General features: G+C 67.0%; 12 protein-coding genes. 11 read left to right on the top strand and 1 reads right to left on the bottom strand.

Annotated features, from left to right (window positions below; genetic code table 11):
• Positions 1-19: 19 nt before the first annotated feature.
• From ACFWF1_RS33350 to ACFWF1_RS33325, 6 genes are read left to right on the top strand one after another with little or no spacing between them, the layout of a single operon-like run.
• A complete protein-coding gene (locus ACFWF1_RS33350) occupies positions 20-2329 on the top strand; it encodes a germacradienol/geosmin synthase (RefSeq protein WP_379290510.1) in 2310 nt (769 codons plus the stop codon).
• Positions 2326-3279, top strand: coding sequence for a 4-hydroxy-3-methylbut-2-enyl diphosphate reductase (gene ispH, locus ACFWF1_RS33345; RefSeq protein WP_379290512.1), 954 nt, complete (start codon positions 2326-2328; stop codon positions 3277-3279). The genes ACFWF1_RS33350 and ispH overlap by 4 nt, the downstream gene beginning before the upstream one ends.
• Positions 3276-4400 carry a flavodoxin-dependent (E)-4-hydroxy-3-methylbut-2-enyl-diphosphate synthase gene (gene ispG / locus ACFWF1_RS33340; protein WP_379290513.1) on the top strand — a complete coding sequence of 375 codons (1125 nt, stop codon included), beginning with the start codon at positions 3276-3278 and terminating at the stop codon, positions 4398-4400. Before ispH ends, ispG begins: the two co-directional genes overlap by 4 nt.
• Positions 4397-5479 carry a polyprenyl synthetase family protein gene (locus tag ACFWF1_RS33335; protein WP_379290515.1) on the top strand — a complete coding sequence of 361 codons (1083 nt, stop codon included), beginning with the start codon at positions 4397-4399 and terminating at the stop codon, positions 5477-5479. Before ispG ends, ACFWF1_RS33335 begins: the two co-directional genes overlap by 4 nt.
• Positions 5480-5492: 13 nt before the next feature.
• The gene (locus ACFWF1_RS33330) at positions 5493-6266 is read left to right on the top strand and encodes a DUF4239 domain-containing protein (RefSeq protein WP_379290517.1); all 774 of its coding nucleotides are present in this window, start codon (positions 5493-5495) and stop codon (positions 6264-6266) included.
• Positions 6267-6311: 45 nt separating this feature from the next.
• Positions 6312-7148, top strand: a complete 837-nt coding sequence (locus tag ACFWF1_RS33325) for a hypothetical protein (RefSeq protein WP_379290518.1) — start codon at positions 6312-6314, stop codon at positions 7146-7148.
• Here the strand turns inward: ACFWF1_RS33325 and ACFWF1_RS33320 are convergent.
• Complete coding sequence (locus tag ACFWF1_RS33320; RefSeq protein ID WP_379290520.1) at positions 7145-8026, bottom strand: LysR family transcriptional regulator; 882 nt, start codon at positions 8024-8026, stop codon at positions 7145-7147. The two genes, ACFWF1_RS33325 and ACFWF1_RS33320, sit on opposite strands and share 4 nt — an antisense overlap.
• A gap of 129 nt (positions 8027-8155) precedes the next feature.
• Here ACFWF1_RS33320 and ACFWF1_RS33315 point away from each other — a divergent pair, with 129 nt between their 5' ends.
• From ACFWF1_RS33315 to ACFWF1_RS33295, 5 genes are read left to right on the top strand one after another with little or no spacing between them, the layout of a single operon-like run.
• Entirely contained in the window at positions 8156-9874 is a 1719-nt protein-coding gene (locus tag ACFWF1_RS33315; protein WP_379290522.1) for an acetolactate synthase catalytic subunit, read from the top strand.
• A 38-nt stretch (positions 9875-9912) separates the two neighbouring features.
• Positions 9913-11175, top strand: a complete 1263-nt coding sequence (hemA, locus tag ACFWF1_RS33310; RefSeq protein ID WP_379290524.1) for a 5-aminolevulinate synthase — start codon at positions 9913-9915, stop codon at positions 11173-11175.
• Positions 11172-12407 (top strand): MFS transporter, encoded by a 1236-nt coding sequence (locus ACFWF1_RS33305; RefSeq protein WP_379290525.1) that lies wholly within the window; start codon positions 11172-11174, stop codon positions 12405-12407. The genes hemA and ACFWF1_RS33305 overlap by 4 nt, the downstream gene beginning before the upstream one ends.
• Positions 12404-13696 carry an aspartate aminotransferase family protein gene (locus tag ACFWF1_RS33300; protein ID WP_379290527.1) on the top strand — a complete coding sequence of 431 codons (1293 nt, stop codon included), beginning with the start codon at positions 12404-12406 and terminating at the stop codon, positions 13694-13696. The genes ACFWF1_RS33305 and ACFWF1_RS33300 overlap by 4 nt, the downstream gene beginning before the upstream one ends.
• A complete protein-coding gene (locus ACFWF1_RS33295; protein ID WP_379290529.1) occupies positions 13689-15137 on the top strand; it encodes an NAD-dependent succinate-semialdehyde dehydrogenase in 1449 nt (482 codons plus the stop codon). The genes ACFWF1_RS33300 and ACFWF1_RS33295 overlap by 8 nt, the downstream gene beginning before the upstream one ends.
• The last annotated feature ends 15 nt before the right edge of the window (positions 15138-15152 follow it).

The raw sequence follows: 15152 nt of genomic DNA, 5'->3' as shown, positions 1-15152 counted from the left end.
GCGATCGTAAGGAGATGACATGCAGCCCTTCGAACTTCCCGATTTCTACATGCCGTATCCGGCCCGGCTCAACCCTCATGTGGACAGCGCCCGCGCGCACACGAGGATCTGGGCCGATGCGATGGGTTTCTTCGAACCCCAGCAGGGACACCACATTTGGGACGAGACCGATCTCGAAAAGCACGATTACGGCTTGCTGTGCGCCTACACCCATCCCGAATGCGACAGTCAGGAACTGTCTCTCATTACCGACTGGTATGTGTGGGTGTTCTATTTTGACGATCACTTCCTCGAACTGTTCAAGCGAACTCGGGACAGTGAAGGCGCGCGAATATATCTGGAGCGGCTGCGCGACTTCATGCCGCTGGCCGGCGGCCCGATGCCGGAGCCGACGAATCCCGTCGAGCGCGGACTCGCCGACCTGTGGGTTCGGACCGTGCCGTCGATGCCGATGGACTGGCGGCAGCGCTTCGTCGCGACAACCACTGCGCTGCTGGAAGAGTCGCGGTGGGAGCTGGCCAATATCACCGAGGGCCGGATCGCGAATCCGATCGAATACATCGAGATGCGGCGCAAGGTCGGCGGCGCGCCGTGGTCGGCCAACCTGGTCGAGCACGCCGTCGGTGCGGCGGTACCGGCTCAGCTCGCCGCGACACGACCGCTGGAAGTGCTGCGCGACACCTTCGCCGACGCGGTGCACCTGCGCAACGACATCTTCTCCTACGAACGCGAGGTGCGTGAGGAGGGTGAGAACGCCAACGGAATCCTGGTTGTCGAAAAGTTTTTCGGCTACGACACCCAGCATGCCGCGGACGTCGTCAATGATCTGCTGACCTCACGCCTGCAGCAGTTCGAGCACACCGCACTCACTGAGCTGCCGATGCTGTTCGCCGAATACGCGGCCAGCCCACCGGATCAGGCCGCGGTGGTCGCCTACGCGAAAGGATTGCAGGACTGGCAGTCCGGCGGGCACGAATGGCACATGCGCTCCAGCAGATACATGAACAAGGGCGCCACGACCGCGAGCGATCCGTTGCCACGCTTGTTCAAACCCGTTGGCCTCGGCAGTTCCGCGGTGTATCTGTTCGCCCCCAACGCGGCGCTCGGGCCGAGCCGGATGAAGAGTTTCCTGCGTCCGCGCTTCGAGGAGGTGGGGCCGACGGCGTTGCCGGAGCTGTATCTGCCCTACAAACTCCAGGTGAGTCCGTTCGTGGACGCCGCGCGGGAGAATCTGCTCGCTTGGGGCAGGGAGATGGGCTTCCACGGCCCGGTGCCGGAGCTGGGCGGCCGCGCACTGTGGCGGCCGGTGGATCTCGCCGAGTTCGACTTCGCGCTGTGCTCAGCGGGTTTGGATCCCGACGCGACCCTCGCCGAATTGGATCTCTCGGCCAATTGGCTCGCCTGGGGCACCTATGTCGACGACTACTACCCGCAGGTGTTCGGTCAGCACAAGGACATGATCGCCGCCAAGCTGCAGGGCAAACGACTCTCGGCGTTCATGCCGCTGGACGCCGAGGTGGTCCCGCCCGCGACCAACGCGATGGAGCGCGCCCTCGCCGACCTCTGGCACCGGACCACCGCCGTCCTCGATGACGAGCAAAGGCGGGAATTCCACCGCGCCGTAGTGGCTTTCCTGGAGAGCTGCGAATGGGAGGTGGCCAACGACATCGCCAATCGCATTCCCGATCCGGTCGACTATGTCGAAATGCGCCGCCGCACTTTCGGTTCGGATCTCACCATGGCGCTGTCGCGGTTCTCGCACGGTCATCTGGTACCGCCGGATGTCTATCGCACCCAGACGATCATGGACCTGGAGCACACCGCGAGCGACTACGCCACGATGGTGAACGACCTGTTCTCGTATCAGAAAGAAACGCAGTACGAGGGCGACTTCCACAACGCGGTCCGGGTCATGCAGAACTTCTTCGACTGTAGTTCCGAGGACGGCGTCGCCATCGTCAACGACCTGCTGACCGCCCGGATGCAGCAGTTCGAACGCATCGTCGGCAGCGAATTGCCCGCCCTCTACGAGGAATACGGCCTCGGTCAGGACGTGCGCGATTCGCTCGACCGGCGCGCGGTCGAACTGCAGGACTGGATGGCCGGAATCGTCAACTGGCACATATCGTGTGGCCGCTACAAAGAGGCGCAGCTGGAGGACCGCTATCGGTCCGTGCCCGACGAACCGGTCACCGAGCCGCCGATCGAGGCGGGCCCGGCGCCGTTCTTCGAGCGACCGAGCGGACTCGGCACCGGAGCCGTCCGGATCGACGGACTCTGCCGCTCACTGAAGGCGAATTTGCCCGCCCCGCAAACGGTGTCGCCATGACCACGGCCCGCGCGAGAACGGTATTGCTCGCCGCGCCACGGTCCTTCTGCGCGGGCGTCGAGCGGGCCATCGACACCGTGGAACGGTTACTGGCCGCGCCGGATCGTCAGGAGCCGGTCTACGTGCGCAAGCAGATCGTGCACAACACCCACGTGGTCGCCGACTTGGCCGAGCGTGGCGCGATATTCGTCGAGGAGCTCGACGAGGTGCCGACGGGTGCGACGGTCGTCTTCTCCGCGCACGGCGTCTCCCCCGCCGTGCACGAACAGGCCGAGGCGCGTGGACTCACCGTGGTCGACGCCACCTGCCCACTGGTCACCAAAGTGCATGCCGAGGCCCGGCGTTTCGCGGCCCGCGGCAACACCATCGTGCTGGTGGGCCACGCTGGGCACGAGGAGGTGGAGGGCACCGCGGGCGAGGCGCCCGAGGTGACCGTGGTGATCGACAGTCCGGCCGAGGCCGCCGCGCTCCAGGTTCCCGACGAAGGCAAGGTCGCCTTCCTGACCCAGACCACCCTCTCAGTCGACGAGGCCGAGGAGACCATACAGGCACTGCGCCAACGCTTTCCGCAGTTGCACGGGCCGAGCAGCGCCGATATCTGCTATGCCAGCACCAACCGGCAGCAGGCCGTGGAGGCGGTGGCGCGGCAGAGCGACGTCGTACTCGTCATCGGCTCGGAGAACTCGTCCAATTCCCAGCGACTGGTGGAAGTCGCTGAGCGTCACGGTATTCCGGCTTATCTCATCGAAGACGCGTCGGCTATTTCGCCGGCCTGGATCGAGGCCGCGGACACCATCGGCCTGTCCGCGGGCGCCTCCGCACCCGCGCCTCTCGTCGACGCGGTCATCGAGGCGCTGCGCGCTTGGGGACCGGTCACCGTTCGCGAACACGTCACGGCCGTCGAGAACATCGCCTTCGCCCCGCCACCCGACGTCAGGCATTTGCCATGAACACCAGTGATCTCGGCCTGCCGACCGCACTTCCGCGCCACCGCACCAAGAGGTTGAATGTCGGCGGTGTCCCGGTCGGCGGCGGCGCGCCGATCTCCGTACAGACCATGACAACTACCCGCACCGCCGATATCGACGGCACGCTGCAGCAGATCGCCGCGGTCACCGCGGCAGGTTGCGACATCGTCCGAGTCGCGGTGCCGACCACCGAAGACGTGGCCGCGCTGCCGACCATCGTGGCCCGGTCCCCGCTGCCGGTGATCGCGGACATCCACTTCCAGCCGCGCTACGTCTTCGCCGCGATCGACGCGGGCTGCGCGGCGGTGCGGGTGAACCCCGGCAACATCAAGCAGTTCGACGATCGCGTCGGCGACATCGCGAAAGCGGCGGCGGCAGCGGGCATTCCGATCCGGGTCGGCGTCAACGCAGGCTCGCTCGATCCGCGCGTGCTCGCCAAGCACGGCGCCGCCACCGCGGAAGCCCTCGTCGAATCGGCACTGTGGGAGGCCGCGCTGTTCGAGGAGCACGGCTTCACCGACCTCAAGATCGCGGTCAAGCATCACGACCCGCGCACCATGATCGCCGCCAATCGGCTGCTCGCCCAACGCTGCGACTACCCGCTGCACCTCGGCGTCACCGAGGCCGGACCGATGTTCCAGGGCACCGTCAAATCGGCGGTCGCCTTCGCCATCCTGCTCGGCGAGGGGATCGGCGACACCATCCGGGTGTCCATCTCGGCACCGCCGGTCGATCAGGTCAAGGCGGGCTGTCACATTCTGCAGTCGCTCGGCCTGCGCCCGCGCAAGCTCGAAATCGTCTCCTGCCCAGGCTGTGGCCGGCTCCAGGTCGATATTCATCGGCTGGCCGGTCAGGTGGAGGCGGCGTTCGAGGGTTTCCCGCATCCGCTGCGGGTCGCGGTGATGGGCTGCGTCGTCAACGGTCCCGGCGAGGCCCGCGAAGCCGACCTCGGCGTCTCCTCGGGCAACGGCAAAGGGCAGATCTTCGTCCGGGGCAAGGTGATTCGCACCGTGCCCGAGCACCTGATCGTCGAAACGCTGGTGGCCGAGGCCGTCGCACTCACCGGTCACCTCGAAGACGCACCGGCGGAAGGGATCTCATGACCACCGCGCACGCCGAGCCCGCGACACCCGCACCGGTGGATCTGGCCGCGATCCGGACCAGGGTGGACGGCGAGCTCGACCAGTTCCTGCGAGACAAGGCCGCCGCCACCGAACCGGCGCTGCCCGACGAGGTCACCGATATCGTGCGGGACTTTCTTTTCGCGGGCGGCAAGCGAATTCGCCCGCTGCTGTGCGTCCTCGGCTGGCATGCCGCGGGCGGGCGGATGCCCGTTCCGCAACCGATCGTGCGCGCCGCCGCCTCGCTCGAACTGTTCCACGCCGCCGTGCTGATCCACGACGACATCATCGACAACAGCGACACCCGCCGCGATCACCCGACCGTGCACCGCGCGCTGGCGGCCCGGCATCAGGACCGCCGCGACCCCGGCCGGTTCGGCGCGCACGCCGCCATCGTGCTCGGCGACCTGACGATGGTCTGGTCGGCCGAATTGCTGCACACCGCACGGCTGACCGCCACCCAGCTCACCGAAGCGCTCACGGTGCTCGACGGCATGCGCGCCGACGTCATGTACGGCCAGTACCTGGACCTGATCACCACGGCACGTCCGTCACCCAACCTGGACCATGCGATGCAGATCGTCAGGTACAAGACGGTGTCCTACACCTGCGAACGCCCACTGCAACTCGGTGCCGTCCTGGCCGGCGCGCATCCAGGGGTGCGCGAGGCGCTCACGGCCTACGCCAGGCCGATCGGCGAGGCGTTCCAGCTGCAGGACGATCTGCTCGGCGTCTACGGCAACCCGGCGAGCACCGGCAAGTCCGATCTGGAGGACCTGCGCGACGGCAAGCACACCGCGCTGGTCGCGCTGGCCCTCGAATACGCGGATCCGGCGCAAGCCGCACAGCTGCTCACCCTGCTCGGTAATCCGGAATTGGACAGCGGGCAGGCCGAGACCTGCCGCGAAATCCTCACCGCCACCGGGCGTCCCCACGTCGAGGCGATGATTCGCACCCGATGGGCGCAGGCCAACCGCGCCCTCGACGAGGCACCCTTCCCTGCCGCGGTCGGCCAGGCCCTGCGCCATGTCGCCGATGTAGTCGTCTCGAGGAACACCTAGGAAAGGCCGCGTCATGGATAGTGAGCTCATTCAGCAATTGCTCGTGCCCGTCGCCGTCGCCGTCGTGGCCGTCATCGTCTTCGTGATCGGGGACCGGCTGCGGCCCGCCTCGTGGCGCGAGACCGACGACGAGGCGGCGGGCACCCTGGTCATCGACCTGATCAACACGCTCTTCATGGCCGTGGCCGCCTTCGTCGTGGTGATCTGCTGGCAGCAGTACGACAACGCGCACAATCACACGATCGCCGAGTCCAAGGCGCTCATCGACGTCTACTGGGCCGCGCACGAGATGCCCGACCCCGCACACCAGCAGGTGCAAAAGCTGGTGCACGACTACACCGAGCAGGTCGTGACCGTGGAGTGGCCGGAGATGGACAACGAGGGCCGGATGAGCCAGTCCACCCAGGACACCCTGGATACGTTGCGCGACACCGTCTTCGCCATCCAGTCGCAGGACTCCAACGTCACCGACCTGCGCGCCAGCGCCATCGCCGCACTGGAAGCGGTGGCGCAGGCCCGCCACGATCGCTCGATGGACGCCGACCTCGGCATGCCCGGATTCCTGTACACCGCTTTGTGGTTCACCACGGTGCTGCTGCTGTGCACGGCCGTGCTCTCCGGCGTCCAGGTCACCAAACGCAGCATCTTGATGACCGCGCTGCTCGGCGTCGTGGTCGGCGCGGCGATCGTCGCGATCTACGGCCTCGATCGGCCGTTCTCCGGCGGGAACATCGTGCCGAAGGATGCCTTCACCTCGGCGCTGTCCCGTTTCCAGCACATCACCTAGCGGAACTCTTTGTCTGAACACCGATTACGGATGGGATGTGCGCTCATGGCACACACCAGGGGACTTGCCATCGCGTCGGCGCTGCCGCTGGCCGCGGCGTTGCTGGCCGGTCAGCATACTGTCGCGGCCGCGGATCCGTTGCCGTCGATCGGCGAAATTGTCAGTGGGAGTGCGTCTTCGGGATCGGCTGATACCGGAAGTGCTTTCGCCGGAACGGAACTCGGCCTCGGACCGAGCACACCTGCGGGGCACGGCTATCTCAGCAGCGGCAGCGCGGGCCCCGGTCTCGGTCTCGGAACTGCCGCCGGCACTGGGCAAACCAGCGATCCCACACCGGCCCCGGCCGACGAGCCCATCGCCGCGCAGCCCCTGCCCGGTGGTTCTGCCGAAATGCCCGATCTCGACTCCGACGACACCCGCAACGCCTGCACCGGCAGCGTCGCGGTCGGCGGTGCGCTGATTCTGCTCGGCCTGGTGACCGGCAGCTCGCACGGCATCCTCGGCTCCAGTGGATCCGCGCTGGGCAGCGTCGTCGTCGGCAGCGCCGCCACGGGCAGCGGGCTGGCGTGCCTGCTGTGGCCGCGCGACTTGCCGCCGTTTCCCGGTGCGCCGCTGCAGCTCGGCCCACCGGTCCCGGCGCTGCCGGTCATCGCTACTCCCCCGGTCGAGGCTCCGCCGCCACCCGAACCCGAGCCGACGCCGCCGATACCGAACCTGCCGGTCATCGAAAGCCGGCCCCTGCCAATGCGTCTCGGTGAAGCCGAACCGAAGCCCGACCCCGTGGCCTGGAACATCATGCAGCTGCTGACGATCATGGTGGTTGCGATCCTCACCACAGTGCGTGGCGTCACCGTTGTCCGGCGCAGCAGGCATGCAGGCTAACTACACCGCCGCCACCATTCGAGGAAATGCGCCAGGGCCGGGGCCTCCGACCCGCGCATCCAGGCGATCTGAATGGCGATTTGCGGCGCGTTGGTGCCGAACGGAATGACGACGATGTTCTCGTGCGCGATTCGGGTCGCCCGCTTGCGATCGAGCACGCTGATTCCGGTACCGCTCGATACCAGGTCGAGGACCTGTTCGGCGTCGGATTCCTCGGCGACCAGGTTCGGCGCGCCGTCGCCCCAGATATGGCCGACCAGTTCGTCGTAGAAGTCGGGTCCGGTCTGGCGTGACCAGAGCACGATCGGTTCGTCGATGATGTCGCCGATTTCGACACTGGCCTTTTCGGCCAGCGGATGCCCTTTGGAGACCACCACTGCGGCTTCCTGTAGCCCGATCAGATGCGTTTGCACCCGCGGATGGGCGATATTCCCGCGCACGAATGCGACGTCGACCTCGCCCGATTCGAGCAGGTCGAGATTCCACGAGGTCCACCCCGTGATGGTCGACACATCGATGTCCGGAAATTCCTTACGGAAGGACCTGATGCGCTGAGAAATATCGCTGTCGGAGCCCGATCGAGTGAAGGCCACCTTCAGTTCCCCGGCCGTGCCAGAGGCGCGAGCGCGGACGGTGCGTTCCAGGTCAGCGGCGGCCGACAGCAGTTGCTGGGCACCCGCCTGCAGCGCTAGTCCGGCCGGTGTCATGACGAAACCGCGGCCGGTGCGGGCCAGCAGCTCGACGCCCAGCTCCTTCTCCAGCGCCTTGACCTGCTGAGATAGCGCGGGTTGAGTGATGTGCAGCGCCTCGGCCGCGCGACCGAAGTGTCGGTGCTCGGCTACCGCTAGGAAGTAACGAACGCGACGTAGGTCGTCCACGCGGTCAGCCTAGCCAGATAAGAGTTCCTTATCAACGGGAAGTAAATACGTATTGGACCTGGCGTTCTGCGCAGGCCGAGACTGTAGCTACCGATCCAGTCCCGTCCGCTACCGCGAGAAGGTGTTCCGATGCCGACAGTCGCCGCCGCCATAGCCGAGAATCTTCGAGCCAGGCAGATATCCGAATTCTTCGGCCAGAGCCTGCCGTCGCTGCTGGTTTTGGCGGCCGAGGATCTGGGCATCCGCCAGATCGTTTATCGCACCGAAAACGCGGGCGGCACCATGGCCGACGGCTTTGCCAGGGTTTCCGGACGCTGTTCGGTGGTGGTGGCACAGAACGGGCCTGCGGCCACGCTGCTCGTGCCGCCGCTGACCGAGGCTGCGAAGGTCTCGATTCCGGTGGTCGCGCTCATTCAAGACGTGCCGAGCCCGATTCGCAACAAAAATGCGTTTCAGGAGATTGATCACCAGAGTCTGTTTTCCGGCTGCACCAAATGGTTCGACCGGCTCGACGATCCGGATCGCGTGCACGACTATATCGATGCGGCATTCCGGGCGGCGACCAGTGGGCGGCCGGGTCCCGCGGTCTTGATGCTGCCGAAAGACGTTCTCGAACTGGCCGCACCGCCCGCACCCGAGCACCTCGGTCCGACCGTGTTCCCGCTCGATCGGATCCGCCCGCCAGAAGACGCCGTCCGCACCGCTGCCGAATTGCTCGCCAGTGCCAAGCGGCCGCTCGTCGTCGCAGGCGGCGGCGCGGTCTCCTCCGACGCGGGTGCCGCGCTGGCCCGGTTGAGCGACATGGCCTCGTTGCCGGTCGCGACCACACCGATGGGCAAGGGCGTGGTGCCGGACACCGCCGATCTGAGCGTCGGTGTCGTCGGCAATTACATGGGCCCACAAGGGGTTTCGCACGGCATGCGGGAGTGGATCGCCGAGGTGGACACCGTCCTGCTCGCGGGTTCGCGCACCAACGAGAACGGCACCGACGGCTGGAGCCTGTTCCCCCGCGACGCCACCTTCATCCACCTCGACATCGATCCCACCGAGATCGGCCGCAACTACCCGTCATTACGACTGGTCGGCGACGTCCGGACCGGCATCGACGACCTCTCGGCCGCACTGCGCGACCTCGACCTGAGCAAGCGCAGCGCCGACCGGCCCGCGATCACCGCCCGAATCGCCCGGTCCCGGGCCGAATTCGAGACGACGACGGCCGCCGTGCGCACCTCGACGCGACAGCCGCTGCGCCCCGAACGGGTCGCCGACGAGATCAGCACCCTGCTGCCCGAGGACGCGATCGTCGTCGCGGATGCCAGCTACTCCTCGATCTGGGTGGCCAACTACATCCGCGCCACCACCCACCGGCAGCGATTCATCCTGCCGCGCGGCATGGCCGGGCTCGGCTGGGGACTCCCGCTGGCGATCGGGGCGAAGGCGGCACGACCTGCCTCGCCGGTCATCTGCCTCGTCGGCGACGGTGGCTTCGCGCACTGCTGGGCCGAGATCGAGACCGCCGTCCGGGAGAACCTGGATGTCGTTGTGCTCGTGCTGAACAACTCCATCCTCGGCTACCAGAAGCACGCCGAAATCGTCCAGTTCGGCAGGCCCACCTCGGCCGTCGAACTCGGTCACGTAGATCACGCACAGATCGCGACCGCGTGCGGTGCACAGGGTCACACCATCCGCACCGATGTGGAACTGCGCGAAGCACTCTCGAAGGCGATCGTCGATCCGGTTACCACCGTGCTCGACATCGTCACCGATTCCGACGCCTATCCACCCATCACCGGGTGGGACACCAACCGGGCGCTCACCGACCACCTTGCCGACCAGAAACGCAACTGACCGAACAGATCACACACTTCGAGAACACGGAGACTCCCATGGCATTCGACTACACGGCCTTCTTCGAGAGACGAATCGACGACATCCGGGCTTCAGGTCAGTACCGGACATTCGTCGAAATCGAGCGCCTGGCAGGGCGATTCCCGCACGCGGTGCACCACCACCGGGACGGGCTGCGCGAGATCACGGTGTGGTGCAGCAACGATCACCTCGGCATGGGTCAGTTCCCCGCCGTGGTCGAGGCCATGCACCGGTCGGTGAATCGCTCGGGTGTCGCGGCAGGCGGCTCGCGCAACATCTCCGGCAACAACCACACCCACATCCTGCTCGAACGCGAAGTGGCGCAGCTACATCGGAAGGAGGCCGGCCTCACCTTCATCACCGGCTACGCGGTCAACGACGCCGTGCTCGGCGTGCTCGGCAAGGAATTGCCCGGCGCCATCTTCTTCTCCGACGAACAGAACCACGCGTCGATGATCCTCGGCATGCGCGCCTCGCGCGCCGAGCGGCAGATCTTCCGGCACAACGATCCGGCCCATCTCGACGAGCTGCTCGCGGCCACCGATCCCGATCGCCCGAAGATCGTGGCCTTCGAATCGATCTACTCGATGGACGGCGATGTCGCGCCGATGCCCGAATTGTGTGCCGTGGCAAAGAAACACGGCGCGCTGGTGTACGTCGACGAGGCGCACTCCGTCGGCATGTACGGCCCGGAAGGGTCCGGCATGGCCGCCCACATGGGGTGCGCGGATCAGGTCGATCTGCTGATGGGCACCTTCGCCAAGGGTTACGGCACCCTCGGCGGCTACTTGACCGGGCCCGCGCCGATCCTCGATGCCGTGCGCAGTTTCGCGCCCGCCTTCATCTTCACCCTCGCCATGCCGCCCGCCCTCGCGGCCGCCGCGCTGGCCAGCGTGCGGCACCTGCGGGAGTCGGACAACGAGCGCATCCTGCTGCACCACCGGGCGCGACTACTCCAGGATCTGCTCACCGACGCCGAAATCCCGTTGGTGTCCACCGAAAGCCATATCGTTCCCGTTCTCGTAGGTGATCCGTACAAATGCAAAGAACTGGCCGACATCCTCCTCGAGGAATACCGCCAATACGCCCAGCCGATCAATTTCCCGTCCGTCGCGCGGGGTACCGAGCGTCTCCGGATCAACCCGTCGCCGGTGCACAGTCCCGCGGCCGTGCACCGCTTCGCCGAGATCATCGACACCGTCTGGTCTCGATTGAACCTGCCGCGTCGTCCGACGCTCCCGATCGCCACGCACGAAGCGCTGGAGAAGGTTTCGGTATGAGTGTCGAGACGCGGCCCAAGCCACCCCGGAGCCTGCAGCCGGTGGCGGAGGCTGAGTCCCCAACGCCGTGGGCTCAGCACATACTTCTCTACGCCGCGTTCTTCCTCATGGGCGCCGAAATGTACTTGGTGGCACCGATGCTGCCGGGTATCGCCCAGTCGTTGCACGCGTCGGTGGCCGCCTCGGCCACCATCGTCACCGCCTACGTTCTCGTCTATGCCGTCGCCGGGCCGCCGTTCGGCATTCTCGCCGACCGGTACCCGCGGCGGTGGTCGATCCTGTTGGGCTCGCTCGTCTTCATGCTCGGAAACCTGGCGTGCGCGGCGTCGAGCTCGCTGGCCATGCTGATCGCAGGCCGCGGCATTACCGGCCTCGGCGCGGCGATCGCGGCACCCGCCATCTGGGCCTACCTGGCCGAACGCACGCCACAGCACAAGCGCGGCCGGGTGATCTCGCTCGGGGCGAGTGTCTATTCGCTCGGCCAGGTGCTCGGCGTGCCGCTCGGTGCGGGCCTTGCGTCGCTGACCAGTTGGCGGTGGCCGTTCCTCGCCGTCGGCCTGCTGATGATCGCGACGTCGGCGGTGCTGTACCTGCGGCTCGATCACATTCCGGCGACCGGGACCTCGCGCGGCTTCAAGGCGCTGCTGGCGCCGTGGGCGCAACCGCGAATCAGCCTGGGACTCATCGCGACACTGTTCCTGCAGGCGGGTCGGCTCGGTGCGTACACCTTCGTCGGGGTGATCTTCGCGCAGCGGTTCGGGTTCAGCCTCAACGCACTTGGTCTCGTCGGGTTGCTCGTCGGGGCCGGGTCGCTGATCGGCTCGCTGAGCACCGGGACCATCCTGGATCACCTGCACCGGCGCAAGGTGAGCGGTGTCTGGGTGTCGGTCATTGCGGCGGCGGCGTTCGCGCCCTGTGCCGCAGTGGCTTTGAGTACCGAGAACATGATCCTCGCACTGGTGGCGCTGACCCTGTGGTGCGTCTTCGGCGGGGCCTTCTACTCCAGCCAGCAGGCCTACCTGTCATCGGCCGATCCGACCCAGCGTGCGTCCGTCGTCGCCTGGAACAACTCGATGATGAACGCGGGCATCGCGATCGGCACCACGCTGCTCGGCACGCTCGCCGTCGGCGGCACCGCCTTCGCCGGGTTGACCGGCCTCCTCGGCATCGCGGCGGCCCTGGTCGCGGCCGCGCTGCTCGTGCTCCTTCGAAAGGACCGTCAGCCAGCATGATTCCCGCTCCGGCCACGGCGCCAAGCCGCACCGCCCTCCCTGTCGCCGCCTGGGCTCAGGGCCCTTACATCTACGACGCCGACGGAAACGACTATCTCGACGGATCTTCCGGCGTGCTCAATGTGAACGTCGGACACGCGCATCCGAAAGTCCTGCAGGCCATCGAAGCTCAACTCGGGCAGCTGACCTTCGTGCACCGCACGCAATTCCGGAACGACCCGGCGCTGCGGCTCACCGAACGGCTGCTCGCGATCGCACCCGCCAAGACCGCGGCGATCGAGTACAGCAACTCGGGCTCCGAAGCCAATGAATGCGCGCTGCGGCTGGCTTTCGCCTACCAGCACCGGCGTGGCAAGCCGCAGCGCACCGTGGTGCTGTCCGAAGAGCCCAGCTATCACGGGATGACGGCGGGGGCACTATCCATCACCGGCAGCCCGAACAAGCGCGATCCGTCGGTGGAGCCGCTGCTGGGTCAGCCGAGCGGGGACCGAGTTCTGGTGCGGCCCAAGCCCGGTCGGCGGCGGGCGACCCACGAAGAGTGGGCGCAGGCCCTGCTCGGCGTCGGTCCGTCCAAGGTGGCCGCGATCGTCATCGAACCGCTCGGCGGTGCGTCCTCGGGTGCCGCGCCGATCGATATCCCGACGATGCACTGGCTGCGCCGGGAGACAAAGAACAACGGGATCGTGCTCATCGCCGACGAGGTGATGTCCGGTTTCGGGCGCACCGGAAAGTGGTGGGCCTGTGACCATTCCAGCATCGCGCCGGACATCCTGACGTCGGGAAAGGGGGTCACCGGTGGCTACACCAGCCTCGCCGTCACCTTGATCGCCGAGACGATCACCGCCGCCATCGCGGAGCCGCTCGGGCCGATTGCGCTGGGGCACACCATGTCCGCGAATCCGCTCGCCTGCGCCGCCGCGAATGCGGTGCTGAGTGTCATCGAGGACGAGGGGCTGTTGAGCAACGCGGCCACGACAGGCGGGCACCTCGCGGCGGCGCTGACCACCCTGTGCGGTCGCTATCCGAAACTGCTATCGGATCAATCGGGTATCGGGCTGATGCGGGCGGTGCACATCAACGCCGACCAGCCTGCGGATACCAACAAGCGAATCATCGCCGCTGCCAAGATGAATGGGCTCGTGCTGTGCACGGCCGGTATCGGCAAGACGACCAATTCGGTGCTCGTGGCTCCCCCGCTGAACAGCACGCCGGAGCTGATCGATGAGCTCGCCGAGCGGCTCGACAAGGCCCTGGCCGCAGTCGCCGGGATCGGAGCCGACAATGCGTGAGGCAGCGGAACTACTCGCCGCGCTGCCCACCGATCTGTGGATCGGCGGCAAGCAGGTACCGGCGGACGGCACCTTCGCCGTGGACAACCCCGCAACGGGCGAGGTCCTGATCGAGGTCGCCGACGCGTCGGCCGCCGACGGTGCCCACGCACTCGACGCCGCGGCCGGGGCGCAGGCCGCCTGGGCCGCGACACCGTCCCGGGACCGCGCCGAAATCCTGCGCCGCGCTTGGGAACTGGTGATCGCGCGACGCGACGACTTCGCATTGCTGATGACGCTGGAAATGGGTAAGCCGCTGGCCGAGAGCTACGGCGAAGTCAGCTATGGCGCGGAGTTCCTGCGCTGGTTCGCCGAAGAGGCGGTCCGCGTGTACGGCCGCTACACGCACGCACCGTCGGGCAGCGGCCGCATCCTCGTCACCAAACAGCCCGTCGGCCCGACGCTGGCCATCACGCCGTGGAACTTTCCGCTCGCGATGGGTACCCGCAAGATCGCCCCCGCGCTCGCGGCAGGCTGCACCATGGTGGTCAAGCCCGCCGCCGAGACGCCGCTGACCATGCTGCTGCTCGGCCAGGTCTTCGCCGACGCCGGACTGCCACCCGGCGTGCTGTCGATCCTGCCGACCGCCGACGCCGCACCGCTCACCGATCCGATGTTCACCGACGACCGGCTGCGTAAAATCACCTTCACCGGCTCGACCGCCGTCGGCAAACTCCTACTCGCACAAGCGGCTACCCGCGTGCTGCGCGCCTCGATGGAGCTCGGCGGCAACGCCCCGTTCGTCGTGTTCGCCGACGCCGACCTCGATGCCGCGGTCGACGGCGCGATGGCTGCCAAGATGCGCAACACCGGCGAAGCCTGTACTGCGGCGAACCGTTTCCACGTCGACAACGCCGTCCGCGCGGAGTTCACCGCCAAACTGACCGACCGCATGCGCGCGCTGAAGATCGGCCCCGGCCACCTCGACGGGGTGCAGGTCGGTCCGCTGATCAGCGAGAAGCAACGCACCACCGTCAGCGAATTGGTCAGGGACGCAACGGAAAAGGGCGCACGCGTCACCACCGGCGGCGCGAGCATCGCAGGCGCAGGCTATTTCTACGAGCCGACCGTCTTGGCGGAAGTCCCCGCCGACGCCCGCATCCTGCGCGAGGAGGTATTCGGTCCGGTGGCCGCCATCACCGGCTTCGACGGCGAGACGGAGGGGATCATCGCCGCCAACAACACCGAATTCGGCTTGGCCGCTTACATTTACACCACCGACCTGGACCGCGCCCTACGCGTGGCGGAGGCGCTCGAAACCGGCATGGTCGGCATCAACCGGGGCGTCATCTCCGATGTAGCCGCCCCCTTCGGCGGCGTCAAGGAATCCGGCCTCGGCCGCGAGGCAGGCACCGAAGGCATCGAGGAATACCTCGAAACCAAATACATCGCCCTGCCTTAACCCACGCGATCCGTA

It is taken from the genome of Nocardia sp. NPDC060255 (assembly GCF_042727395.1).
In the GTDB taxonomy this organism is placed as follows: domain Bacteria; phylum Actinomycetota; class Actinomycetes; order Mycobacteriales; family Mycobacteriaceae; genus Nocardia.
Note: the sequence above shows the minus strand (reverse complement) of the source record. Positions and strands in the feature narration are given on the sequence as shown.

Bases quoted from the DNA above. Each gene is read 5' to 3' on its own strand.
- ACFWF1_RS33300 (WP_379290527.1), top strand. From the start codon at position 12,404: ATGATTCCCGCTCCGGCCACGGCGCCAAGCCGCACCGCCCTCCCTGTC.
- ACFWF1_RS33330 (WP_379290517.1), top strand. From the start codon at position 5,493: ATGGATAGTGAGCTCATTCAGCAATTGCTCGTGCCCGTCGCCGTCGCC.
- ACFWF1_RS33325 (WP_379290518.1), top strand. From the start codon at position 6,312: ATGGCACACACCAGGGGACTTGCCATCGCGTCGGCGCTGCCGCTGGCC.
- ACFWF1_RS33295 (WP_379290529.1), top strand. From the start codon at position 13,689: ATGCGTGAGGCAGCGGAACTACTCGCCGCGCTGCCCACCGATCTGTGG.
- ACFWF1_RS33335 (WP_379290515.1), top strand. From the start codon at position 4,397: ATGACCACCGCGCACGCCGAGCCCGCGACACCCGCACCGGTGGATCTG.
- ACFWF1_RS33350 (WP_379290510.1), top strand. From the start codon at position 20: ATGCAGCCCTTCGAACTTCCCGATTTCTACATGCCGTATCCGGCCCGG.
- ispH (WP_379290512.1), top strand. From the start codon at position 2,326: ATGACCACGGCCCGCGCGAGAACGGTATTGCTCGCCGCGCCACGGTCC.
- ispG (WP_379290513.1), top strand. From the start codon at position 3,276: ATGAACACCAGTGATCTCGGCCTGCCGACCGCACTTCCGCGCCACCGC.
- ACFWF1_RS33315 (WP_379290522.1), top strand. From the start codon at position 8,156: ATGCCGACAGTCGCCGCCGCCATAGCCGAGAATCTTCGAGCCAGGCAG.
- ACFWF1_RS33305 (WP_379290525.1), top strand. From the start codon at position 11,172: ATGAGTGTCGAGACGCGGCCCAAGCCACCCCGGAGCCTGCAGCCGGTG.
- hemA (WP_379290524.1), top strand. From the start codon at position 9,913: ATGGCATTCGACTACACGGCCTTCTTCGAGAGACGAATCGACGACATC.